Source organism: Rhizomicrobium sp. (assembly GCA_037200985.1).
Lineage (GTDB): Bacteria > Pseudomonadota > Alphaproteobacteria > Micropepsales > Micropepsaceae > Rhizomicrobium.
On record JBBCGJ010000001.1, the window covers coordinates 1,830,848 to 1,853,121 of the forward strand.

Here is a 22,274-nt window from a genome sequence, read left to right on the forward strand (position 1 = left end):
TAGGCTGTGCGCATGGCTCGCAAGCAACTTCAGGATCCGCCGAAACGCTTTCGCCGCGAAACGGAAACGTCGCCTGCCCGCCAGCCCTTCGGTCGCAAGCCGGGACCGAAGAAACCGGTGAACGTGTCGGTCGACGCGGAGTTGCTGAAGGTCGCGAAGGAGATGGGGATCAACGTTTCCAATGCGACCGAGGACGCGCTGCGCCGCCTGACCGAGCCCGAACGCATCCGGCGCTTCCAGGAAGAGAACAAGGCATTCTTCGAATCCTACAATGCCTATATCGAGCGCAACGGTGTGTTCGGCGAAGAACTTCTCGATTTCGAAGATGACCCGCCAGTTTGACGTCTTCCGCAATCCGTTGCGCGCGGGTCGAGAGCAGCGGCCGTTTGTGATTGCAATGCAGCACGCATTCTTCGATCGCCTGCCGACACGCGTTGTCATGCCGCTCGTCGTCAAGACGGCGCTGGACTTTCAGCCGCGCCTCAATCCCGTTTTCAATATTCAAGGTCGGCAACTGCATCTGTCCCCGACCGAGCCATTTGCCCTGTCGATACGCTTCTTGCGCGATCCGATCGACAGCCTCGCGAGCGAACGCGACCGCATCGTTGCGGCGCTCGATCTCGTCTTCACCGGCATTTGACCGGCCATGGACAGGGACACCTTCACCGCAGCCGTCCTCGCCAATCCGTTCAATCGGGAAATCCTCGCGCGGCTGGCGGCCCTCGACGCGCCGGATTGCTGGCTGGTGTCGGGGGCGCTGTTCCAGACCGTGTGGAATGTCCGCACCGGAAGGCCGCCGACCCATGGCATCCTGGACTACGACGTCTTCTATTTCGATCCCGATCCGTCCTGGGAGGCGGAGGATGCGGTCATAAAGAAGGCAGGTGCCCTGTTCGCCGACCTCACCGTCGACGTCCAGGTACGCAATCAGGGCCGGGTCCACATCTGGTACCAGGAGAAGTTCGGGTCGCCCTACCCGCCGCTGGCGCGCACGACGGACGGGATCGACCGTTTCCTGTGCGATTGCGCCATGGTCGGCATGCGACCGGCGGGCGCGGGTTTCGAGATCTATGCCCCCAGGGGCTTCGCGGACATCGCGAGTACGACAATTCGCCCCAACCGCGCGCCGAATTTTCATCCCGACCGTTATGCGGAGAAGGCGGCGCGCTGGCGCGATGTGTGGCCGGAGATTACTATCCTGCCGGCCTGACTGCAGGACACACCCATGCGCGATCTCAAAGGCAAGGCACGCGAACTCGGCGACGGCTTCCGCGTGGCGCGGGTGCTGCCGCAAATCGGACAGCACACCGTCGGCCCCTTCGTGTTCTTCGACTATTTCGGACCGGTCGAATTCCCGCCCGGCAAAGGCCTCGACGTGCGGCCGCATCCCCATATCGGTCTCGCCACCATCACCTATCTGTTCGACGGATCGCAGGTGCATCGCGACACGCTGGGCAGCCATCAGGAGATCCTTCCCGGCGATGTGAACTGGATGACGGCGGGGCGCGGCATCGCGCATTCCGAGCGTACCGGCCCCGATGTGCGCGCCGCCGGACATCGGATGCACGGCATCCAGAGCTGGGTCGGCTTGCCGACGGCGAACGAGGAAGACCCGCCGAGCTTCCAGCATATCGCCAAGGCCGACCTGCCGGTGCGGGAGCGCGAAGGCGCGGTGCTGCGCGTCGTGACCGGCAAGGCCTACGGCCTGACCGCGCCGGTGCGGGTGCCGATGGAGATTTTCTACGTCGATGCCCAGATCAAGGCCGGCGCGACCGTCACCCTGCCCGACGAATACGAGGAACGCGGCGCCATGGTGGTGGGCGGGACGATCGAGGCCGGCGGCGGCGCCCATGGCGACGGCGACATGATCATCTTCGACAAGAACGAGCGCGCCGCGATCAAGGCGGCGAGCGATGCGCGCGTCATGCTGCTGGGCGGCGCGCCCTTGGACGGCCAGCGCCATGTCTGGTGGAATTTCGTCTCCAGCTCGAAAGAGCGGATCGGGCGCGCCAAGCAGGACTGGACGTCCGGCGTCTTCGGCAAAATCCCCGGCGACGACGTCGAATTCATCCCCCTGCCCGAGCAGCACTAGGACGAACGCCATGATCCGCGACTGGAAAGACTATCGGGGCCAGATCGGCGCCGCGGTGAAGGAAATGGGCGCGGCCAATCCCGACCTGGTGAAGGCCTATGCCGCGTTCCACCATGCCAATGCCGCCTCGAAACATCTGGACGCCAAGACACGCGAGCTGATCGCGCTCGGCGTCGCGGTGACGCTGCGCTGCGACGGCTGCATCAACGCGCATACCGAGGCGGCGGTCCGCGCCGGCGCCAGCAAGGAGGAGATCACCGACGCGCTGGGCGTGGCCATCATGGTCAATGCCGGCGCGACGATGGTCTATTCGGCGCATGTCATCGACGCCTTCCATACCTATGCACAACAGAACGAGGTCAAACCATGAAGTACAACCAGCTCGGCCATAGCGGCCTGTTCGTCTCCGAAATCTGCCTCGGCACCATGACCTTCGCGGGCGACGTCAAGAATGCCGGCATCTGGGCCGCGATCGGCGATGTCGGCCAGAAGGAGGCGACCGCGCTCGTCGCCAGGAGCCTCGAAGCCGGCGTGAACTTCCTCGACACCGCCGACGTCTATTCGCTGGGCAATTCGGAGAAGCTGACCGGACAGGCGCTCAAGGATATCGGCGTGAAGCGTTCCGACGTCGTGGTGGCGACCAAGTGCTACGGCCGCGTCGGGCCAGGACCGAACGACATCGGCGCCTCGCGCGGCCATATCATGGATTCCGTGGCGCGCAGCCTGGAACGGCTGCAGACCGATCACATCGACCTCTATCAGATCCACGCGACCGACGCGGTCACGCCGGTCGAGGAGACGATGCGGGCGCTCGACGATCTCGTGCGCCAGGGCATGGTGCGTTACGTCGGCTGCTCCAACTGGCAGGCCTGGCGGGTGATGAAGGCCAACGGCATCGCCGAGCATCGCGGCTTCGCGAAGCTGCAGACCATCCAGGCCTATTACTCGATCGCCGGGCGCGACCTGGAACGCGAGATCGTGCCGATGATGCAGGACCAGAAGGTCGGGCTGATGGTGTGGTCGCCGCTGGCCGGCGGCCTGCTCTCGGGCAAGTTCGGGCCGGGCAGCAACGGGCCGGAGGGCGCGCGCCGCGTCGCGTTCGACTTCCCGCCGGTGGACAAGGACAGGGCCTGGAAATGCGTCGACGCGATGCGCGAGATCGGCCAGGCGCACGGCGTGTCGGTGGCGCGCGTGGCGCTCGCCTATGTGCTGGCGAAGTCCTTCGTGACGAGCGTGATCATCGGCGCCAAGACGATGGAGCAGCTCGACGACAATCTCGAAGCGGCCAAGCTGACGCTCGGCGCGGACGATCTGAAGAAGCTCGACGAGGTCAGCGCCCTGCCGCAGGAATATCCGGGCTGGATGGTGTGGCGCCAGGGCGCCGAGCGCGTGCCGCAGCCGAAATAGCGGCACGTTTTTGGGGAGTGGGGACGCGATGCGCGGATTTTTTCGGACGCTTTTGTTCGTCGTCGGCATACTCGCCGCGCTCCTCGGCGTGTGGTGGGTATGCCAGGGAACCGGCCTGGTTCCCATCGGTTTCATGGCGAACCACATGCAATGGGCGTATCGCGGCGCGGTGCTCGCCGCGTTCGGACTGGTGCTGATCTTCGCATCGCGGCGGATCTGACGCGCGTGCTGGCCGGGCGCACCGGCGCAGGCTAGAACGGGGCCATGACATGGCTTCGCCGCGCCGCAATCGCCGTCGGCGGTTTCGTCGCGCTGATCATCGCCGTCTGGGTCGCGCGCGTGCCGCTGCTGCAGATGGCTGCCCGGCTGTACTTGGAGGCGCAAGGCGTCGTCTCCGACGTCGAGGTGCGGAACTTCGATTTCGGCGGCGCGACGCTGCGCCTGCGTCTGGGCGGCGCCGACGCGCCGGCGATCACGGCGGACGCGATCCGGGTGGTGCTGGAGGGCGGGCCGATGCCGCGGGTGAGCGCCGTCGTGGTGACGCGGCCGGTCATCCGCGCGCGCCTGGGCGCCGACGGAACCATCACCCTGCCCCAGCTCCAGGACTGGATCGAGCGGCTGAGGAACAGCGCCGGCGGACATTCGCGGTTCGTGAGCGACGATCTTGTCGTGACGCTGGAGGCGGCGCGCGTGCTGCTGGAGACGCCCTATGGCGCGGCGGAAATCGACGGCGATGCGCGGCTGGAGCACGGGCGGCCGGTGACGCTGGCAGGACGTCTCCTGCCCACGACGCTGCGGCTGAACGGACGGACAATACGGCTCGGCGGAGCGGTGTCGGCGCAGGCGCGCGCCGGCGGCTATGACGCGCGCGGCGAGTTCGCGGTGGACGACGACGCGGTCTCGCTGCGCGGCGGCGCGACCCTCGTCGGCCTGCATTGGACGAGCGGCAACGGCGTGACGGTGGCAGCGACGTCGGCGGAGATCGCCGTCTCGCAGGCCGCCATCCGGACGGCCGAGCTTGCGGCCACGGACGGAATGCTGCGGCTGTCGCTCAAGGCGCCGACGGCAGCGGCCGGCGCGGACGGCAAGCTCTCCGGGCAGACGGATGTCGTGATGCAGGCATCGGCGCAGGTGCCGGCGGACCGGACGCGCGCACTGCTGGCGCGCCTGCCCGGCGTGGACAAGGCGCTGCTCAACGCATTGATCGGCGCCGCGTCCGGGACGGTGTCGCTGACGATGGAGGCGCATGTCGCGGCGCGCGACGGGCTGTTCGGCGTGGCGCTGCAGCGGCCGGCGCGCGTCACGGGCGGCAACGGCGCGGTGCTGGACGTCGCGGCACTCGACGTCTCGGGCCTTCCGCAAGCCGCGACCGGATCGGTCGCGCTGACGCTGGCCGGGCCGGGACTGCCACGCGTCGCGGCGCAGTCCTCCCGCTTCCAATGGACGCCGGAGCGGTCGCAGGCCGATCTGGAACTGTCGCTGCAGGGCTCCTATGGGCCGTTGCGCGCGGCGGCGGTCGAGGCGGCGGCGCACGTCGCGGTGGCGGGCGAGACCATGCGGGTGTCGCTCACGCGGTGCGCGTCGCTGCGGGTCGCGCAGGTGACGGGCGGCGGGCGCGCCGCGGCGGCGAATGTGCGGGCGCGGCTGTGTCCCTCGGGCGCGCAGCCTTTGATCTTGCGCGATGGCGCGGGCTGGTCGGCCGCGGCGCGCGTGCAGGAGGCCGCGGCCGAGATCGCGTCGGCCAATGCGACGCTCGGCGGGGCATCCGGCATCGTCGCGCTGCGCGGCGGATCGCAGGCGCAAAGCGGCACGATCTCGTTCGCCGTGGCGCGCGTGACGGACCGCACCGGCAAGCGGTTCGCGGCGCTGAGCGCGACCGGAACGGCGGTCCTGACGCATGGCGTGGTGCGCGGACGGGCCATGGTGCGCGAGGCGCGCGGCGGCATCGCGATCGGCACGGCGGATTTCTCCCATTCGCTGGCAAGCGGCGCGGGCGCGGCGCAGCTCCATGTGGCGAAGCTCGCCTTCGCGGACGGCAAGCTCCAGCCCAAGGACCTGTCGCCGCTGCTTGCGCCGGTGCAGCGCGCGGACGGCGCGGTGGCGTTCGAAGGGACGGTCGCCTGGTCGCGCAAGGGGCTGAGCAGCCAGGGACGGCTGACGCTCCAGGACGTCGCGTTCCGCACGCCGCTGGGCATGGCGCATGGGGTGAACGGAACCATCGCGCTGAGCTCGCTGCTGCCGCCGCGCAGCCTGCCCGGCCAGACGCTCACGGCGGCGAAGGTCGACTGGACGCTGCCGCTGACCGCGTTGTCGGCGCGCTTCGCGGTCGGGCCGGACGCGGTGACGATCGAGGCGGCGCGGACCGCGATCGCGGGCGGCACGCTGGCGCTCGACGCCTTCACGCTGCCGCTCAGCGGATCGGCGGCGATCGGGACGACGGCGCGGCTCGACGGCATCGACCTGGCGGAACTCGTCACCGCCACCAATGTCGGCGAGAAGGTGAAGCTCACCGGGCGCGTCTCGGGCACCGTGCCGTTCGCCCTCGCGGACGGGAACTTCCGCATCGCCAAGGGGCATCTGCAGTCCGACGGCGCGGGCCGGCTGGAGGTGAACCGCACGGTGTGGACCAAGGGCACGGTCGCGAGCGGCGGTTCGATACAGGACTTCGCCTATCAGGCCCTGGAGCATCTGGCGTTCGATTCGCTGACGGCGGAACTCAACAGCGTCGCCAATGGCCGGCTGTCGGTGCTGTTCCACATCAAGGGCAAGAGCGACCCGCCGACCCATCAGGAGGCGCATATCGGCCTTTTCGACCTGATCAACGGCAATGCCTTCGCCAAGCCCATCGACCTGCCGAGCGGAACGGCGGTCGACCTGACGCTCGATACCTCCCTTAATTTTGACGAACTCCTCCGATCCTATAGGACTGCTTGGCCGGGCGGCGGAACGCCGTCCGCACCGGCGCAGCCAGGAGGCCTTAAATGACCGATCCGATCCGCGCCGTCCTGCTGGGCGTGCCGCTCGCGGCAGTCCTTTGCGCGTGCACCCCGACCATCAAGGTCGAAGTCGCGCCGATCAACATCTACGCCAAGCTGGACGCCGATGTGCGCGTGCGGCTGGACAAGGAAGTCCAGACCGCCATCCAGCAAAACCCCGACCTCTTCTGATCCGAAGGACCCTCTCCCATGAACGCGATGTTCGATACGCTGAAGAGCAAGAGCCGCGCGGCGGCGCTGGGTTTCGTGCTGGCGCTGGCGGCGGTGCCGGCGGCTTCCGTCCTGGGAGCGGTTCCCGCGCTGGCCGATCTCGCGAGCGACAAGGCGACCGTCGATGCCGCCAAGGCGGCCGGCACGGTGGGCGAGCAGGCCGACGGCTATCTCGGCTTCGTCAACGGCAGCGCCGACGCGGCGACCACCGCGGCGGTGTCGGAGATCAACGCGGCGCGCCGCGCCGTCTATGCCAATACCGCGGCCAAGTCGGGCGTGACGCCGGAGGCGGCGGCGCAGGCGACCGGCGCGCAGCTTCTGGGCAAAGTGCCGGCGGGGCAGTACTTCAAGCCGCTCGACGGCTCCTGGTCCAAGAAGTAGCCGCTCAGAGGAAATTGTATTCTTTGAACAGCGGGGTCAGGTCGCGGCCCCAGGCGCCGTAGTAGTTCTTCAGCAATTCCTCGGCGCGGGTGTGGCCGCGCGAGACGAGCTCGCGCAGCGGGTTGAGGAACCCGTCCTCGCTCATGCCGCCGCTGTCGAGTTCGGCACGGCGGCGCAGGCCCGCCGACGAAATCTCCAGCATGCGGTGCGCGATGGCGTGCACGGTGGTGTTGCGGAACGGCGTCTTGAAGGCCTGTTTGGGGACGGCATCGCGCATCGCCTGGCGCTCTTCGGCCGTCCAGTCCTTGACGAGATCCCAGGCGGCGTCGAGCGCGACCTGATCGTAGTAGATCCCGACCCACAGCGCCGGCATGCCGCAGATGCGCCGCCACTGGCCGCCGTCGGCGCCGCGCATCTCGAGGAATTTCTTGAGGCGGACTTCGGGGAAGATCGTCGTCAGGTGATCGGCCCAGTCCGACATCATCGGCTGGATGTCCTTCACCTCGGGAATCGTGTGGCTAAGGAAGTCGCGGAAGCTCTTGCCGGCGACGTCGATATATTTGCCGTCGCGGTAGACGAAGTACATCGGGACGTCGAGCGCGTAGTCGACATAGCGCTCGAACGACATGCCGCTCTCGAATACCCAGGGCAGCATGCCGGCGCGGGCGTTGTCGACGTCGGTCCAGACCTGGCTGCGATACGACAGAAACCCGTTGGGCTTGCCTTCGCGGAACGGCGAGTTCGCCAGGAGCGCGCTCGCGACGGGCTGGAGCGCGAGGCCGACGCGGAATTTCTTGACCATGTCGGCTTCGGAGGAGAAGTCGAGATTCACCTGCACGGTACAGGTGCGGAACATCATCTCGAGGCCGTAGCCGCCGACCTTCGGCATGTAGCGCCGCATGATCTGATAGCGGCCCTTGGGCATCATGTGGGTCTCGTCCATCGACCAGGTCGGCGCGAAGCCGAGGCCGATGACGCCAGCGCCGATCTCGCCCGCGACTTCGCGCGTCTGTTCGAGATGCAGGTTGGTCTCGGCGCAGGTCTCGTGCACGGTCCGGAGCGGCGCGCCGGAAAGCTCGAACTGGCCGCCAGGCTCCAGGCTGAGCGAAGCCTGGTTCTGCGTCAGCCCGATGATGTTGCCCTCTTCCAGGACCGGCTCCCAGCCGAAACGCTTCATGCCATCGAGGAGCTGGCGGATGCCGGGCGAGGTGTCGTAGGCGAGCGGCTTGTGGGTCTTCAGGTCGTAGACGAATTTCTCGTGCTCGGTGCCGATGCGCCATTCCGAACGCGGCTTGCAGCCGTCGGACAGATGGCGGACGAGATCGTCGCGCGACTCGATCGGGCCGCCGGCTGACTGTGGAATGGACATGCGCCTCGTTCCCCTGCGCGGGGATGCAAAGTCCCCACATCGTCACGTGAATATTGAATTGGCCGTTCAGCGATTCGCTATCTAGATAGCCCTTTACACAAGTGCAAGCGAATGCCTTGAGGGCCGCTTCAGCGTCACCGGAAATTCGCATGGCCGTCTTGCGCCGTTCCTTCTTTTGCGGCGTTTTTCGTAGCGGCGCGAGGGAGGGAAACGTGCGCTTTCGACGACTGCTGCTGGCTGCTCTGGCCCTTGGATTGACCGTCGCGCCGGCGGATGCCGCTGTCACCATCTCCTTCTATGCGCATCAGCTCGGCGGCAAAGGCCTCTGGGTCGAGTTTCCGCATGCCTATGTCACGCTGGTCGGCACGCCCGACGCGGGCGGCGCGGCGGTTAAGGCGAATTTCGGCTTCACGCCGCCGGTGGTGGGGCCGTCCATCCTGTTCGGCCGGGTCGACGGCGCGGTCGTGGCCGTCGACGACGACTATATCGCCAAGGACCGGCCCTACTTCTCGTTTCCGTTGACCGACGCGCAGTATGCGGCGGTGCTGGCGGTGGTCGAACGCTGGCGCAACGACAAGCAGCCTTCCTACGATCTCGACACCCATAACTGCGTGATCTTCGTGAAAGAGGTCGCGGCCGCGGTCGGCCTGACCACCAGTGCCGACGACCCGTTCGTGCGCGATCCGGCCAAGTTCATGGCCGATCTCAAGAGCCGCAACCAGACCTTCCTCGCCGGCATCGCCAGGCGGCTAGCCCACACGGCGCCAGCAGCCAAGACCAGCGTCGCCGCCCAATAGGTCCCGCCCAAATCGGCCGGGCATGTCATGCGGTACTTATTTTCGTATTGACTTAATTAAGTATATACTACATCTTTTGAACATGGAATCTCTCGCCGCCCTCGCCGATCCGACGCGTCAGCGTATTTTGGAAATGCTGGCGGGAGGCGCCCTGTCGTCCGGGGACATCGCCCGGCGGTTCGAGGTCAGCGCGCCGGCGATTTCGCAGCATCTGAAGACGCTGCGGGACGCCAAACTGGTGCGCGTGCGCCCCGAAAAACAAAAACGTTTTTACGAACTCGATCCGGAAGGGATCGGCGAGGTCGCGAACTGGATCGCCGGCCTTCGGAAATTCTGGACCGACAAGCTCGATGCACTCGAAGCGGAGCTGCGAAAGACATGAAGCTCGACGGGATACTGACACGGCGGAGCGACGGGAGTCACGCCCTGACATTCGAGCGGCGGATCGACCGGCCGGTGGCGAAAGTCTGGGCGGCGCTGACCGACGCGGCCGTCCTGAAGAAATGGCTGGGCGAGGTGGAGGTCGAGCTTCGCGTCGGCGGAAAATATCTCATCTATTTCCGCGGGCCCGCAGTGGTGGTGACGGGCGCGATCACCGCGCTGGAGCCGCTGCGGCTGCTCGAATATTCCTGGCTCGAGGATTACGGCATGCCGCAATCCTCGGCGCGCTGGGAACTGTCGCCGGACGGCGACGGCTGCCGGCTGCGGCTGACGCACAGCTTCCCGCCCGGATGCCGGATGCGCGAGATGGTGCCGTTCATGGGCGGCTGGGAGGCGTTCCTCGACATCTTCCCGCGCGGCGTGGACGAAGAATTCGTCCCCTATGCCGATCAGAACGAGGCCGAGATCGCCGCCGCCTATCGCGCCCGCCATGCGACGGAGCTTGGCGAGGAAGAGAAGGCCCGTGCGGCGCGCGTTGCCGCCGTGCGGTTCGAGCGTTTCCTGCCGGGGCCGATCGAGAAGGTGTGGGCTTTCCTGACCGACACCAAGCACCTGCCGCAATGGTTCGACGCGGACAGCACGATCGAACCGCGGGTCGGCGGCGCGGTGCGGCTGATGGGCGGACATATCCGCGGGACGGTGACGCAATGGGCGCCGCCGCGCCGGCTCAGCTACACCTGGAACGTGTTCGGGGCGGAGGACGGACCGGATGCGGTGTCGGCCTACCCGGAATCGTATCTGTCGTTCGCGCTGGAGACGCGCGGAAAGGAGGTTCTGCTGACGCTGGACCATTTGCCGATCCTGGACCGCTTCGAGACACAGAACGCGATGGGCTGGCACAGCTTCCTCGACATGCTGGGCGCGGGGTTGCGCGGCGAGGCGGTCGAGGAGCGAGACGTTTACATGAAGAAGAACGCGGCGGTGTATGGGGCGGATCTGGAGAAGCTGGAGCGGTAGAGGACTTCGCAGTTCCTGAACAAATTCCAGATGTCATTCCCGCGCAGGCGGGACTCCGGTCTTGGCGGACCGCCCAGTCACTGGATGCCCGCCGGCGCGGGCATGACAGTTTCGATTGCGGCGCAAGACGATCAGGCTTCGTGCCAATCGCCTTTCACCGCCTGCCATATCGACAGCGCCGCCAGCGCCGCCGTGTCGGCGCGCAGGATGCGGGGGCCCAGCGAGACCGGCGTCACGAAGGACAGCGCGCGCAAGGCTTCGCGCTCGGCGGGATCGAAGCCGCCTTCGGGGCCGGTGAAGATCGCGGCCGGGCCGTCCGCCAGAGCGCGCAAGGCATCGGCCATCGACGGCGCACCGCCCTCATCGCAGAAGATCAGGCGACGGTCCTTCGGCCACGCCGCCAGCAGCTTGTCGAAAGCGAGCGGCTCGCGCGTCTCGGGCACGCTGAGCCGGCCGGACTGCTCGGCGGCCTCGACGGCGTTGGCGCGCATGCGGTCGAGATTGACCCGGGTGACGATGGTGCGGCGGGTATAGACCGGCTGGAGGACGCGGACGCCCAATTCGGTCGCCTTCTGGACCACATAATCGGCCGGCGTCTTCTTGATCGGCGCGAAGCAAAGCCAGAGGTCGGGGACTTCCGTTTGCGGTTCGACGCGGCGTTCGCATTCCAGCACGCAGGACCGTTTGGAGACCTCCGCGATGCGCGCCAGCCATTCGCCGCCGGCGCCGTTGAACAGCAGGGCGCGATCGCCGGCCTTCGCCCGCATGACGTGCAGCAGGTAATGCACCTGCGCATCGTCGGGAACGACCCGCGCGCCCTGCCCCAGCGGCGCCTCGACAAAGAGACGCAGCTTGCCGCCGGGATAGGTGAGTTCTGGTGCCAAGAAGCCTCGACCGCACGCTGCGCAACTGGTATTACGTAATACGTATTACACGGATGGACCATGAACAAGCCGCTGATGACGCGTCTGACGTCCAAGGGACAGGCTACGATTCCGGTCGAGGTGCGCAAAGTCCTGCGGTTGAAGGAAGGCGATCGGGTTCTTTTCGAAGTGGAAAAGGGAAGGGTCACGCTGAGGCGGGTCGACGCGGTCGACCATGCGTTTCTGAAACTCTCCGAAGATGCATTCCAAGAATGGAACAGCGCCGAAGACGAAGCCGCGTTCCGTGACCTATAAGCGCTGGGACGTCGTCGCGGTGGCCTTTCCTTTCATCGAGGGCACGGATTCGAAACGCAGGCCGGCCCTGATCGTCTCTTCCGACAGACTTCGTGCCGAGCAAGGCGTCTACTGGATCGCGATGATAACAACCGCCAAGTCCGGAGTCAGGCGTGACGACGTGCAGATCTCCGATCGTGAAAACGTCGGCCTTCCCGAAGATTGCGTCATTCGTCTCGCGCGCCTGGCAACCGTGAGCGACTCGCTGATTGCAAGACGGATCGGCGAGCTGACGCCAAAGGATCGAAATGCCGTGGCGGCTCTGTGGAAACGATACGCACCATGACGGTCGATGCCGCCAAACCCGCCGACGCGATCCCCTCAAGCTGGGTCGATGGCATGCCGCCGGGCCTGCGGCCCTATCTGCGGCTGATGCGGCTGGACCGGCCGATCGGGACCTGGCTGCTCTATTGGCCCTGCGTGTTCGGGCTGGCGCTGGGCGCCATCGCGAGCGAGCGGCCCTTCGCGGCATGGCACGACGTCTACCTGCTCGTGCTGTTCGGCATCGGCGCGCTGGTGATGCGCGGGGCGGGCTGCACCTATAACGACATCGTCGACCGCGATATCGACGCGAAGGTGGCGCGGACGCGGGCGCGGCCCATCCCCTCCGGCGCGGTGACGGTGCGCCAGGCCTGGCTGTTCCTGGCGGCGCAATTGGCCGTGGGACTCGCCGTGCTCGTCCAGCTCAATCTCTCCGCCATCGAGATCGGCGCGGCATCGCTGCTGCTGGTCGCCGCCTATCCGTTCATGAAAAGGATCACCTGGTGGCCGCAGGCCTGGCTGGGGCTGACCTTCAACTGGGGGGCGCTCGTCGGCTTCGCGGCGCAGACCGGGACCGTCGATGCGGCCGATGCGATGCTCTATGCGGGGCTGTTCTTCTGGACGCTGGGCTACGACACGATCTACGCGCTCCAGGACAAGGAGGACGACGCGCTGATCGGCGTGAAATCGACCGCGATCCTGTTCGGCGCCCGGGCGCGCGACTGGGTGCTGGGATTCTACGCGGCGTCCTTCGCGCTGATCCTGGCGGCGGGGTTCGCGGAACATGCCGGCTGGCCCTTCGCCATCGTCATGTTCGCCGCCGGCGGGCATTTCCTCTGGCAGGTCCACACGCTGAAGATCGAGGATCCGGCGCGCTGCCTGACCTTGTTCCGCGCCAATCGTGACGCAGGGGCACTCATCGCGGCGGCCTTTGTGCTTTCGAGCTGGATTTGGTGAGCGTATAATTCCCTCATGAACGTGCAGCGCTTCGATCCGACCACCGTGTTCACGCCCGCGGAAATGGAGAGCGTCCGCGCGCGCTCCGACCTCACCGGCATGCTGTGCGTGATCCATGCCTGGGCGGTGATCGGCGCGGCGATGGCGGTCTATGCCCTGTGGCCCAATCCGCTGACCTTCCTCGCCGCGGTGATCGTGATCGGCAGCCGCCAGCTCGGTCTCGCCATCCTGATGCACGACGCGGCGCATGGCGTGCTGATGAAGACGCGCCGGCTGAACGAATGGGCCGGGCAGTGGCTGTGCGCCTATCCGACCATGGCCGACATGATCGGCTATCGGCACTATCACCTCGTGCACCACCGCCGCACGCAGCAGGCGGACGATCCCGATCTCGGCCTGTCGGCGAAATTCCCGATCACCCGCGACAGCTTTCGCCGCAAGATGATCCGCGACCTCACCGGGCAGACCGGCTACAAGCAGCGCAAGTCGCAGTTCCTGCGCTCGCTGGGCGCGCCGGGGCAGCCCTTCGCGGTGCGCGCGAAATTCTTCTGGGACCGGATCGGGCGGCAATATCTCGTGCAGCTCGTCCTCCTGGCGCTGATGACGGCGTTCGGCAAGCCGCATTATTTCCTGATGTTCTGGGTGCTGCCCAATCTCACCTGGCAGATGGCGATCACCCGGGTGCGCAATATCGCCGAGCACGCGGTGGTGCCCGACAACAACGACGCGTTCCGCAATGCGCGCACCACCTATGCCAACTGGTTCGTGCGGGCGCTGGTGGCACCCTATTGGGTGAACTACCACGTCGACCATCACCTCCTGTTCTACGTGCCCTGCTACAACCTGCCCAGGCTGCATGCGCTGCTGCTGGCCAAGGGCCTGGGGCCGAAGATGGAAATCCAGCCGGGTTATCTCGCGGTGCTGAAGATGGCGACCAGCAAGCCGGACGCGCCCGCCGTGCTGGCGGCCTGACGTGCATCTTCCCATGACGGGACACGGGACCGGCGTCGGAGGCGACGCCGCGGCCGATGCGCGGACCGCCGCGCACTTCGCCGAGCATCGCGTGCTCGAACTGCCGGACCTGTTCGCGCCCGATGTCCGGGCGGTGCTCACGCAGGCATTGGCCGGCAGCGTTCGTGCCCGACGACATCCATGTTCCCGGAAACCGGCTGCGCGAAGACCCGCCGCGCACCGGCCCGCTGCTGTGCTGGCTGCTGGGACGGCCGGCGTTGCGGCGCTGGGTCGAGACCGTCACCGCGACGGCGCCGCTGGCCGCGGTGGGCGGCGCGACCGCGCGTTTCGAGGCCGGCGGCGGCCAGCATCTTGATTGGCACAACGACCTGGTGCCGGGACACGCGCGGATGCTGGCGGTGACGGTCAATCTCGGAACCGAGCCTTACGAAGGCGGGCGCTTCGAGATGAAGCGGCGCGGCGCCGAAGCCGCGTTCTTCGCGCACGCGCATGTGCAGCCCTTCGGCGCGCTCATCTTCGCCATCGACAAGACGCTGATGCATCGCGTCACGCCGGTGACGGCGGGCGGGCCGCGCACCGTGTTCGGCGGCTGGTTCCTGTCCGAACCGCCGGCGATTTGATCCTTGGCCCAAACGCGATAAGAACGGGCGTGACCGATCCCAAAGACTTCATCCGCGCCAACACCGCCTTGGCCGCGCCGCCGCTGGTGCCCGAGATCGTGCTGCACCTGGCGACCGAGGTCGTGCCGCTGTGGCGGCTGACCGAGGAGGAGCTTCAGGCGCAGGGCGTGCCGCCGCCCTATTGGGCGTTCGCCTGGGCGGGCGGCCAGGCGCTGGCGCGCTATGTGCTCGATCATCCGGCCGAGGTGCGCGGCAAGGACATATTGGATTTCGGGTCGGGGTCGGGGCTCGTCGCCATCGCCGCGGCGATGGCGGGCGCGGAGCGCATCATGGCCGCGGACGTCGATCCCTTCGCCTATGCCGCGATCAAGCTCAACGCCATCGCCAACAGCGCGATCCTGGGCGCGACGACCAGCGACCTGATCGGATCGGACGGCAATTGGCGCGTCATCCTGGTCGGCGACATGTGCTATGAGCGGCCGCTGGCGGAACAGCTGTTGGCGTGGCTGACCGACCGCGCGGTACATGGCGCCAGCGTGCTGCTGGGCGATCCGGGGCGCAGCTATTTCCCGAAGGGCGGCGTCGAGAAGCTCGCGACCTATCGCGTGCAGACGACGCGCGACCTGGAAGACCGCGAGATCCGCGAGACCGGCGTCTACCGGCTGATCGCCTGAGCGTCACGACTTCGTAGCAAGTTCGTCACGCCAATTTCGCAAGAGCGCCTCGGAACGATATTGCGGCGCAGCAATTATTCCAATGCGTGTCGAAGCGGCTTTCGCGCACCCTGTGCGGCACGCCCACCAAGCGAAGGAGATCCGCAATGGACGCCAGAAACACCGTTCGTGACATGGAACGCAACACGATGGCCATGTTCGCGCCCTGGAACGAAGCCATGAACCAGTCCCGCGTGTATTTCGAGAAGAGCATGAGCGCGATGCGCGGCGAGACCATGGACATGCTCAACCGCCTGCACAGCCTCAACGGCGAAGTGCTGGCGCATTGCGCCAACCGCACCGATCTCGCCAGCCTGGCGGCGGCGCAGGAGAAGTGGTTCACCGAAGTCAGCCGCGACATGTACAGCCGGTCGCTGCGCCTGCACGAGACGGCGCGGCACTTCCTTGCCGACGGCATCGAGAGCGTCGGCCAGAGCATGCGCAACGGCGCCCAGGCCGCGACAGAAGCGGGCGAACACGCCGCCGACACGGCGCAGGCCGCCGCCAAGGACGCGCAAGACGAGGCCGAGCACGCCTGGCACGGCAACGGCTCCGAGCCGGCGCATCCCGAGCACAACGCTTAAGTCAGCGCTTGCGCAACGGCGTCGGCGCGGGACCGGTGTAGCGGGCGCGCGGGCGGATGAGCTTGCGGGTTTCGAGCTGTTCGCTCGCATGCGCGACCCAGCCGGCGAGGCGGGCCATCGCGAACAGCGTGGTCTCGCTGCCGGCGGGCATGTCGAGGGCGCGGCGCATCACGGCGAGGGCGTAGTCGCAATTGGCGAAGGCGCCGGTCGCTTCCTTGATGCGCTCGGGGATCTCGACCGCGAGGCGCTTGTCGATGCCGGTCTTAATCAGCGCGCCGAGCAGCGACACGGCGCGCGGATCGCCGCCCTGATAGACCATGTGGCCGAACCCGGGGAAGCGCTCGCCCAGCGCGACGCGCTCGCGCACGACGGCGGCGATGTCGCCCTCCAGGAGTGTATCGAGCAGCTTGGCCGCGAGCGGCCCGACGCCGCCATGGCGCGGACCCTTCAGCGCGACGAGGCCGGCGATGATCGCATCGTAAAGGCTGACGCCGGTCGAGGCGGCGCAGCGCACGGTGAAGGTCGAGGCGTTGAGCTCGTGGTCGGCCAGCAGGACCAGAGCGCGGCGGATCAAATCCTCCGCATGTTTGTGCTTGGGCGCCCAGGCGCGGGCGATCTGCTTGTGCAGCGGCTCGGCGGAGGGCTCGGCCTCGATCATCGCGGCGACGGCGAGGCGCAGGATACGGGCGCCGGTGGCGGCGCGGCCCTCGGCGACCGAATTGTAGGCGCGCGGATCGGCTTCGGCGGCCTGGGACAGCACCGCGACGGCGCGGTCGATCGGCGGCGCGCCGCGCGTCGCCGCCAGGATGGCGCGCATCGCGGGCGAGACCACCGGCAGGTTCGCTTTCGCGAAGGGGTCGGCGGATTTGGAATCCCACAGCAGCGTGGCGCATTGCTCGAAGGTCGCGCTCTCCGCCAGCGCGGTGGCGCGCACGCCGCGATAGATCGGGCCCTCCGCCGTGATGGTCGAGACGGCGCTGTCCATCACCGGCAGGTCGGCGGATTTGAGGCCCTGGGTCTCGACCAGGGGCGCACGGCGGTTCTTGAGGCCGCGGACGTCCTCGGCCCGGTAGCGGCGGCTGCGCGGGGTCTCGCCGGGCTCGGAGCGGATCAGGCCGCGGGAGACATAGGCGTAGAGCGTGGCCGGCGAGACGGCGAGCTCGGTGGCGGCGTCGCGGGCAGAGAGGTAGAGGGCGTCCTCGGAATTATTCATGTTGATCATGCTAATCAAGATTGATCAATACGTCCAGGCGGCCGATCTTTTGTGCAACGCAACAGAACACGGGACCGACGGCCATGACCCTGCAAAGCAGCAAATCTCCCATCGGGCTGGACGGCGTGGCGGCGGCGGAGACCGCGCTCAGCCATGTCGACGGACAGAAGGGCGAGCTGATCATCGCCGGCGAGCGGGTCGCGGACCTCGCGGCCAAATCGAGCTTCGAGGGCGTCACGGCGCGGCTGTGGACCGCGGCGACGGCCACGCCGATCAGCGAGGCGGAGGTCCGCGCGGCCCTGGGCGAGGCGCGGGTGCGGGCGTTCGGCCATGTCGGGCAGTTTCTCGCCGCGAGCGAAGGGCTTTCCATCGTCGACGGCATGCGGGCCGCGATCGCGACGCTGCGGGCCGAGCACGGGCTGACGCCGGACGCGACCATCGTCGGCGCCCTGCCCGTCATCATCGGCGCGCTGGTGCAGCGAAGCAAAGGCAAGCAGCCTTTCATCCCCAACGCCACGCTGAGCCATGCGGCGGACACGCTGTCGATGCTGCACGGCCGCGCGCCCAGCGCGGCGGAGGCGGCGGCGCTCGACGCCTATTTCGTCACCGTCAGCGATCACGGCATGAACGCCTCGACCTTCACCGCGCGGGTGATCGCCTCGACGCGGGCCGATCTCTTCTGCGCGGTCACCGGCGGCTATTGCGCGCTGACCGGCCCGTTGCACGGCGGCGCGCCGGAGCCGGTGCTGGAGATGCTCGATGCCATCGGCACGCGCGAGCGGATCAAGCCGTGGATCGACGGCGCGCTGGCGCATGGCGAGCGGCTGATGGGTTTCGGCCATCGCGTCTACAAGGTGCGCGACCCGCGCGCCGATGTGCTGAAGACGGCGATGGCGAAGCTGGCGAACAATGCCGTCGACCTGCCCTTCGCGGCCGAAGTGGAGGCCTATGCGCGCGAGGCGCTCCGGCGGAAGAAGCCGGATCATCCGCTCGACACCAATGTCGAGTTCTTCACCGCGATCCTGCTCGATGCCTTGCAGATTCCGCGGCAGGCGTTCACGCCGATCTTCGCGGCGGCGCGGGCGGCCGGCTGGACGGCGCATGCCCGCGAGCAGCAGCGGCGCGGGCGGCTGCTCCGGCCGAGCTCGGCCTATATCGGAGAGATGCCGGCGTAGCGCGATTGTCGCTGGCGCTCCAAAGGGTTGGCGCACTTTCGGCAATATAATTGTTTTCGAGGTTTTGCGCAGCTCACCCGCCGCCAACCTTTCCAAATCATGGCGGCGGGAGGGACTTATCCACGCAGCGGGGCGTGCGGATGCGCGAGCACGGCCGCTTGCGCTCGCACACGCGACCAAGCTTCGTGCCCGGATTTGCGGGCATTGATGAGTACGGCTCGATTTCATGCGACCATCCTACGGCCGGTGCGCGGGGTGTTGGATAAGCTGTTTTCCTCCCCCGCTGTTGCGGGGGAGGTGCCGAGCGAAGCGAGGCGGAGGGGGCCGCCCCGTCGTGCCCCCTCCACCGCTTCGCGGTCCCCCTCCCCCGCAACAGCGGGGGAGGAGAGGAGAGGCACCGATGTTCGTCGTCTCGCTTTGCAGCGCCTTCACTTTGGCCGCGCTGGTCATCGTATTGGCCCGCCATCGCGTCAGCCCGCGCGGTCGCATCGCCGCCGGAATATTTCTCTTGTTCATGATCGGCGTCGACGCCTGGGTCGTGCACGTCCTGCGGACGGATCCCGACGCCTGGATCCGCGAGACCTGCGGCTGGGTGGAAGGCAAGCGCGGCTGGCGCCAGGTTTGTCTCTGACGTCGAACGAAATGCCTTGCCATCGCGTATGGACGAAACGGGAACGGCGCGCGATACTGCGGCATGAAAACCCGCTTCCTCGCCGTCGCCCATTGGGCGCGCGCGCTGTTCCAGCAGCACCAGGACGGCCTGCTCATCGGAGGTCGGGTCGGGATATCGGCGGTGCTCGCCTATCTCATCGCCACGCTGCAGCACGTGCCGGAGACCTATTGGCCAGTGATGTCCGCCGTCATCGTCGCGCGCGGCGGCGCCCGGGGCGCGGGCGGGTCGGCGACGGATCGGCTGATCGGCACCCTGGCCGGCGCCGCCGTCGGGCTTGGCGCGTCGTTCCTGCACGGCTTCGGCTTGCCGCAATGGGCGCTGCTGTTCATCGCCATGGCGCCGATGGCGTTCCTGTCGGCGGACAATCCGGCGTTCCGCGCCGCGCCGATGGCGGCGATGATCGTGCTGTCGGCGACCGCAAGCGGCAAGACGGGCGTCTTCGGGCTCGGTGTCGCGGGCTTGCGCGTGCTGGATGTCGGCATGGGGACGCTGGTGGCGCTGTTCGTATCCTATGTCGTGCTGCCGTCGAACGCGATGAAGAACCTGCGCCGGAATGCGGCGGCGCTGATGATGCCGCTGGCCAATCTGCTGGCGCTCGGCATGCGGCCGGAGGATGCGGAGGCTTTGGACAAGTTCAAGCGGCTGAACGCCCGGACGCGGCGCGACATGCGCGAGCTGGTCATCGCGGCGCGGCAGATCAAGGCGAAGCGCGGTGGTCAAGATTCTGGGCGCGACCTGGCCGAGACGCAGCCCAACCAGTTCACCGGGGCGCTGTCACGCACCCATGGGACCATCGTATTCATCGCCCGCGCGCTCAGCGGCGCGCCCTTGCCGGATGGCGTTATGGACGCGCTCAGGCCGTTCCTGCGCGATGCGCGGGCGCGGCTGGGGGCGATTCATCATCTGCTGGCCGAGGGCACGCCGGCGGGTTCGGGCGCCGAACTGGCGGCCAGCGTCGATGCGGCGGCGGCGCGGATCGAGCGCGCGGCGATCGATCCGGCGGCGCATCTGGAGGCGTTGCCCTTCCTGATGCAGACGCTGCGGGACGATCTGAACGACCTGGCGGCGACGGCGGGCGCGATCGGCGGGCCGCCGAAAGCACGCGGCGCGGAAGCGGCGGCGGCGGTCGTCGCGGAAGGATAGAGAGATTTCGTGCACGCGGAGCCGCGGAGGCGTATCGCTTCTCCGCGTGAATTTCACCACGCTTCGCGCGAAATCAAAAAAATGTCATCCGCCGCGAATGCGGCGGACCCAGGTGATCCCGGATCAAGTCGCACAAATCGTGCGAGGCAACCGCCCGACACTCGCAACACCGCACAGAACCCAACTGGGTGGCCCGCATTCGCGGGCCATGACAACGTTTTGTTGCTGCGCGCGGCTCGCCGGGGATGACAGGGGTTGCTACTTCACCACCCGCGAATCCAGCGGGGGTTCGAGGGGCGGCGGCTCATGGCCGGTGGCGCCGCCGCCGTGGCGCAACAAGGAATGCCGATAGCCGTAGAAAATGTAGAGCAGCGCCCCGATGACGGCGTAGCCGACCAGGATATAGAGCGCGATCGGATCGTGCGGCGCATCGTAGCTCGGCTGCGGCGCTCCCGGCGGCAAGGGGCTCAGCAGGCCGAACAACCCGCCGATCAGGTCCTTGCCCATCGCCGCGCCGGTGATGTCGAGCAGGATCGGGCCCATCATGAACACGATGCAGAAGAAAACGCCCAGGATCGGCGTCCAGGGATAGAACGGCACCTTGAAGGGGCGCGGGATGTCGGGCTCGGCCCGGCGCAGATAGATCACCGTGGCGCAGACGATGGCGAAGGCGAGCGCGGTGCCGAGGCTGACCAGATTGCCCATCACGTCCAGCGGCAGCACGGCGGCCGCCACCGCGATCACGCCGCCGAGCAGGACGGTGCCGGCCGCCGGCGTCTTGAAGCGGGGATTGACGTGGCCGAACAGCCGCATCAGGAGGCCGTCCTTCGCCATCTGGTAGAAGACGCGGGTCTGCGCGTAGCACAGCACCAGCATCACCGAGCTGAGGCCGGTGAAGGCGCCGACCTTGATGATGAAGGAGAAGAGGTTGAGCTGGTGGTTCTCCGTCAGCGGCCAGGAAACGATCGCCCAGGACGGGTTCATCTTGTCCACCGCCACCGCGATGGGATCGGGGACATTGAGGGTGCGAAACGGCACCACGCCGGTCAGCACGGCGGCGACCGCCATGTAGATGATGGTGCAGATCACCAGCGAGCCCAGGATGCCCACGGGCAGGTCGCGCTGCGGGTTCTTCGCCTCGCCGGCCGCGGTCGAGACCGCCTCGAAGCCGACATAGGCGAAGAAGACATAGGACGCGGCGCGCAGGATGCCGGCCCAGCCGTAGTGGAAGCTGCCCTCGTTCTTCGGGATGAAGGGATGCCAGTTGGCGGGATCGAAATACTGGATGCCGATCAGGATGAAGGCGAGCAGCACCGTCACCTTGATCACCACGATGACATTGTTGATGCGCGCGGATTCGCGGATGCCGATGACGAGCAGCGCGGTCACGGCCAGGATGCCGATGGCGCCGACGATGTTGACCGCGCCGGTGACCTGCAGCGCGCCATGCGCCGCCGGGTTGTTCGCGTTGGGCACGATGTACTGCATGGTCGAATGCGAGACGGCATCGCCGATATGGATGCCGAAATCCTTGGCCAGGCTTACGACGTATCCCGTCCAGCCGGCGGCGACGGTCGAGGCCGAGATGCCGTATTCCAGCAGCAGGAGCCAGCCCATGGTCCAGGCGAAAACCTCGCCCAGCGTGACGTAGGAATAGGTGTAGGCGGAGCCGGAGACCGGCATGGTCGAGGCCAGCTCGGCATAGCAGAGGCCGGCGAAGGCGCAGGCGAGGCCGGAGATCACGAAGGCGTAGATGACGCTCGGGCCCGCCATGGTGGCCGCGGCGTGGCCGGTGAGCACGAAGATGCCGGCGCCGATGATGCAGCCGATGCCGAGGGTGACGAGGTTGAAGGGGCCGAGGGTGCGGCGGAGCTCGCCGGAGGAAAACTCGCTCACGACATGCGAAACAGGCTTTCGCATGAAAATGCCCGCCATTGCGCTGGTCCCCCTCAAGCACCGGATTCGCATTCGAGCCTAGTGGGGCTCCTTCCGCGCGGCAAGCGGCGCAGATGGCGAAAATGATGGCGGAACGGGCATTTGCGGTGCAAAAGGTGGCGCGTGCGCGCGAGATCTTCGTCCGATGGGATTCACGTTTC

General features: G+C 67.4%; 27 protein-coding genes. 23 read left to right on the top strand and 4 right to left on the bottom strand.

Annotation, left to right across the window (positions count from 1 at the left end; translation table 11 throughout):
* Nucleotides 1-12 precede the first annotated feature (12 nt).
* Genes WDN01_08860 through WDN01_08905 form a run of 10 tightly spaced genes read left to right on the top strand, consistent with a single transcriptional unit; the run spans nt 13 to nt 7,086 of the window.
* Entirely contained in the window at nt 13-342 is a 330-nt protein-coding gene (locus WDN01_08860) for a type II toxin-antitoxin system CcdA family antitoxin (protein MEJ0026122.1), read from the top strand.
* A complete protein-coding gene (locus tag WDN01_08865) occupies nt 326-640 on the top strand; it encodes a CcdB family protein (GenBank protein ID MEJ0026123.1) in 315 nt (104 codons plus the stop codon). Before WDN01_08860 ends, WDN01_08865 begins: the two co-directional genes overlap by 17 nt.
* A 6-nt stretch (nt 641-646) precedes the next feature.
* A complete protein-coding gene (locus tag WDN01_08870; GenBank protein ID MEJ0026124.1) occupies nt 647-1,210 on the top strand; it encodes a nucleotidyltransferase family protein in 564 nt (187 codons plus the stop codon).
* 15 nt (nt 1,211-1,225) lie between these two features.
* A complete protein-coding gene (locus WDN01_08875; GenBank protein ID MEJ0026125.1) occupies nt 1,226-2,092 on the top strand; it encodes a pirin family protein in 867 nt (288 codons plus the stop codon).
* 10 nt (nt 2,093-2,102) lie between these two features.
* Entirely contained in the window at nt 2,103-2,462 is a 360-nt protein-coding gene (locus WDN01_08880) for a carboxymuconolactone decarboxylase family protein (GenBank protein MEJ0026126.1), read from the top strand.
* Nucleotides 2,459-3,499 carry an aldo/keto reductase gene (locus WDN01_08885; GenBank protein MEJ0026127.1) on the top strand — a complete coding sequence of 347 codons (1,041 nt, stop codon included), beginning with the start codon at nt 2,459-2,461 and terminating at the stop codon, nt 3,497-3,499. The genes WDN01_08880 and WDN01_08885 overlap by 4 nt, the downstream gene beginning before the upstream one ends.
* A gap of 28 nt (nt 3,500-3,527) precedes the next feature.
* A complete protein-coding gene (locus tag WDN01_08890; protein MEJ0026128.1) occupies nt 3,528-3,719 on the top strand; it encodes a hypothetical protein in 192 nt (63 codons plus the stop codon).
* Nucleotides 3,720-3,763: 44 nt separating this feature from the next.
* Nucleotides 3,764-6,484 (top strand): YdbH domain-containing protein, encoded by a 2,721-nt coding sequence (locus tag WDN01_08895; GenBank protein MEJ0026129.1) that lies wholly within the window; start codon nt 3,764-3,766, stop codon nt 6,482-6,484.
* A complete protein-coding gene (locus tag WDN01_08900) occupies nt 6,481-6,666 on the top strand; it encodes a YnbE family lipoprotein (GenBank protein ID MEJ0026130.1) in 186 nt (61 codons plus the stop codon). The genes WDN01_08895 and WDN01_08900 overlap by 4 nt, the downstream gene beginning before the upstream one ends.
* Nucleotides 6,667-6,684: 18 nt before the next feature.
* Nucleotides 6,685-7,086 (top strand): YdbL family protein, encoded by a 402-nt coding sequence (locus WDN01_08905; protein MEJ0026131.1) that lies wholly within the window; start codon nt 6,685-6,687, stop codon nt 7,084-7,086.
* Between the two features lie 4 nt (nt 7,087-7,090).
* Here WDN01_08905 and WDN01_08910 read toward each other — a convergent pair whose 3' ends face one another.
* The gene (locus tag WDN01_08910) at nt 7,091-8,455 is read right to left on the bottom strand and encodes a glutamate--cysteine ligase (GenBank protein MEJ0026132.1); all 1,365 of its coding nucleotides are present in this window, start codon (nt 8,453-8,455) and stop codon (nt 7,091-7,093) included.
* 212 nt (nt 8,456-8,667) lie between these two features.
* On the opposite strand from WDN01_08910, the gene WDN01_08915 reads away from it, so the two are divergent.
* From WDN01_08915 to WDN01_08925, 3 genes are all read left to right on the top strand, one after another.
* Nucleotides 8,668-9,252: a hypothetical protein gene (locus tag WDN01_08915; protein ID MEJ0026133.1), complete on the top strand. Its 585-nt coding sequence runs from the start codon at nt 8,668-8,670 to the stop codon at nt 9,250-9,252.
* A gap of 82 nt (nt 9,253-9,334) precedes the next feature.
* Nucleotides 9,335-9,634 (top strand): metalloregulator ArsR/SmtB family transcription factor, encoded by a 300-nt coding sequence (locus WDN01_08920; GenBank protein MEJ0026134.1) that lies wholly within the window; start codon nt 9,335-9,337, stop codon nt 9,632-9,634.
* Nucleotides 9,631-10,650: an SRPBCC family protein gene (locus WDN01_08925; protein ID MEJ0026135.1), complete on the top strand. Its 1,020-nt coding sequence runs from the start codon at nt 9,631-9,633 to the stop codon at nt 10,648-10,650. The genes WDN01_08920 and WDN01_08925 overlap by 4 nt, the downstream gene beginning before the upstream one ends.
* 131 nt (nt 10,651-10,781) lie before the next feature.
* Here WDN01_08925 and WDN01_08930 read toward each other — a convergent pair whose 3' ends face one another.
* Complete coding sequence (locus WDN01_08930) at nt 10,782-11,534, bottom strand: 16S rRNA (uracil(1498)-N(3))-methyltransferase (GenBank protein MEJ0026136.1); 753 nt, start codon at nt 11,532-11,534, stop codon at nt 10,782-10,784.
* Between the two features lie 60 nt (nt 11,535-11,594).
* On the opposite strand from WDN01_08930, the gene WDN01_08935 reads away from it, so the two are divergent.
* The 7 genes from WDN01_08935 (at nt 11,595) to WDN01_08965 (ending at nt 15,974) form a co-directional block, all read left to right on the top strand.
* Entirely contained in the window at nt 11,595-11,828 is a 234-nt protein-coding gene (locus tag WDN01_08935; GenBank protein MEJ0026137.1) for an AbrB/MazE/SpoVT family DNA-binding domain-containing protein, read from the top strand.
* Nucleotides 11,818-12,153: a type II toxin-antitoxin system PemK/MazF family toxin gene (locus tag WDN01_08940; protein MEJ0026138.1), complete on the top strand. Its 336-nt coding sequence runs from the start codon at nt 11,818-11,820 to the stop codon at nt 12,151-12,153. The genes WDN01_08935 and WDN01_08940 overlap by 11 nt, the downstream gene beginning before the upstream one ends.
* The gene (ubiA, locus tag WDN01_08945) at nt 12,150-13,085 is read left to right on the top strand and encodes a 4-hydroxybenzoate octaprenyltransferase (protein MEJ0026139.1); all 936 of its coding nucleotides are present in this window, start codon (nt 12,150-12,152) and stop codon (nt 13,083-13,085) included. The genes WDN01_08940 and ubiA overlap by 4 nt, the downstream gene beginning before the upstream one ends.
* Before the next feature lie 15 nt (nt 13,086-13,100).
* Nucleotides 13,101-14,057: a fatty acid desaturase family protein gene (locus tag WDN01_08950; GenBank protein ID MEJ0026140.1), complete on the top strand. Its 957-nt coding sequence runs from the start codon at nt 13,101-13,103 to the stop codon at nt 14,055-14,057.
* Nucleotides 14,058-14,221: 164 nt separating this feature from the next.
* Nucleotides 14,222-14,677 (top strand): 2OG-Fe(II) oxygenase, encoded by a 456-nt coding sequence (locus tag WDN01_08955; GenBank protein MEJ0026141.1) that lies wholly within the window; start codon nt 14,222-14,224, stop codon nt 14,675-14,677.
* 29 nt (nt 14,678-14,706) lie between these two features.
* On the top strand, nt 14,707-15,351 hold the full coding sequence (locus WDN01_08960) for a methyltransferase (GenBank protein ID MEJ0026142.1): 645 nt from the start codon (nt 14,707-14,709) through the stop codon (nt 15,349-15,351).
* A 146-nt stretch (nt 15,352-15,497) separates the two neighbouring features.
* Nucleotides 15,498-15,974: a hypothetical protein gene (locus WDN01_08965; GenBank protein MEJ0026143.1), complete on the top strand. Its 477-nt coding sequence runs from the start codon at nt 15,498-15,500 to the stop codon at nt 15,972-15,974.
* Between the two features lies 1 nt (nt 15,975).
* Here WDN01_08965 and WDN01_08970 read toward each other — a convergent pair whose 3' ends face one another.
* Nucleotides 15,976-17,187, bottom strand: coding sequence for a citrate synthase family protein (locus WDN01_08970; protein ID MEJ0026144.1), 1,212 nt, complete (start codon nt 17,185-17,187; stop codon nt 15,976-15,978).
* An 83-nt stretch (nt 17,188-17,270) separates the two neighbouring features.
* Here WDN01_08970 and WDN01_08975 point away from each other — a divergent pair, with 83 nt between their 5' ends.
* The 3 genes from WDN01_08975 to WDN01_08985 all read left to right on the top strand — a co-directional run bounded on the left by WDN01_08975 (nt 17,271) and on the right by WDN01_08985 (nt 20,178).
* Nucleotides 17,271-18,362, top strand: a complete 1,092-nt coding sequence (locus WDN01_08975) for a citrate synthase/methylcitrate synthase (protein MEJ0026145.1) — start codon at nt 17,271-17,273, stop codon at nt 18,360-18,362.
* A gap of 400 nt (nt 18,363-18,762) precedes the next feature.
* Nucleotides 18,763-18,993, top strand: coding sequence for a hypothetical protein (locus WDN01_08980; protein MEJ0026146.1), 231 nt, complete (start codon nt 18,763-18,765; stop codon nt 18,991-18,993).
* A 63-nt stretch (nt 18,994-19,056) separates the two neighbouring features.
* The gene (locus tag WDN01_08985) at nt 19,057-20,178 is read left to right on the top strand and encodes an FUSC family protein (protein ID MEJ0026147.1); all 1,122 of its coding nucleotides are present in this window, start codon (nt 19,057-19,059) and stop codon (nt 20,176-20,178) included.
* A 258-nt stretch (nt 20,179-20,436) separates the two neighbouring features.
* On the opposite strand, the gene WDN01_08990 is transcribed toward WDN01_08985, so the two are convergent.
* Nucleotides 20,437-22,098 (bottom strand): amino acid permease, encoded by a 1,662-nt coding sequence (locus WDN01_08990; protein ID MEJ0026148.1) that lies wholly within the window; start codon nt 22,096-22,098, stop codon nt 20,437-20,439.
* Between the last annotated feature and the right edge of the window lie 176 nt (nt 22,099-22,274).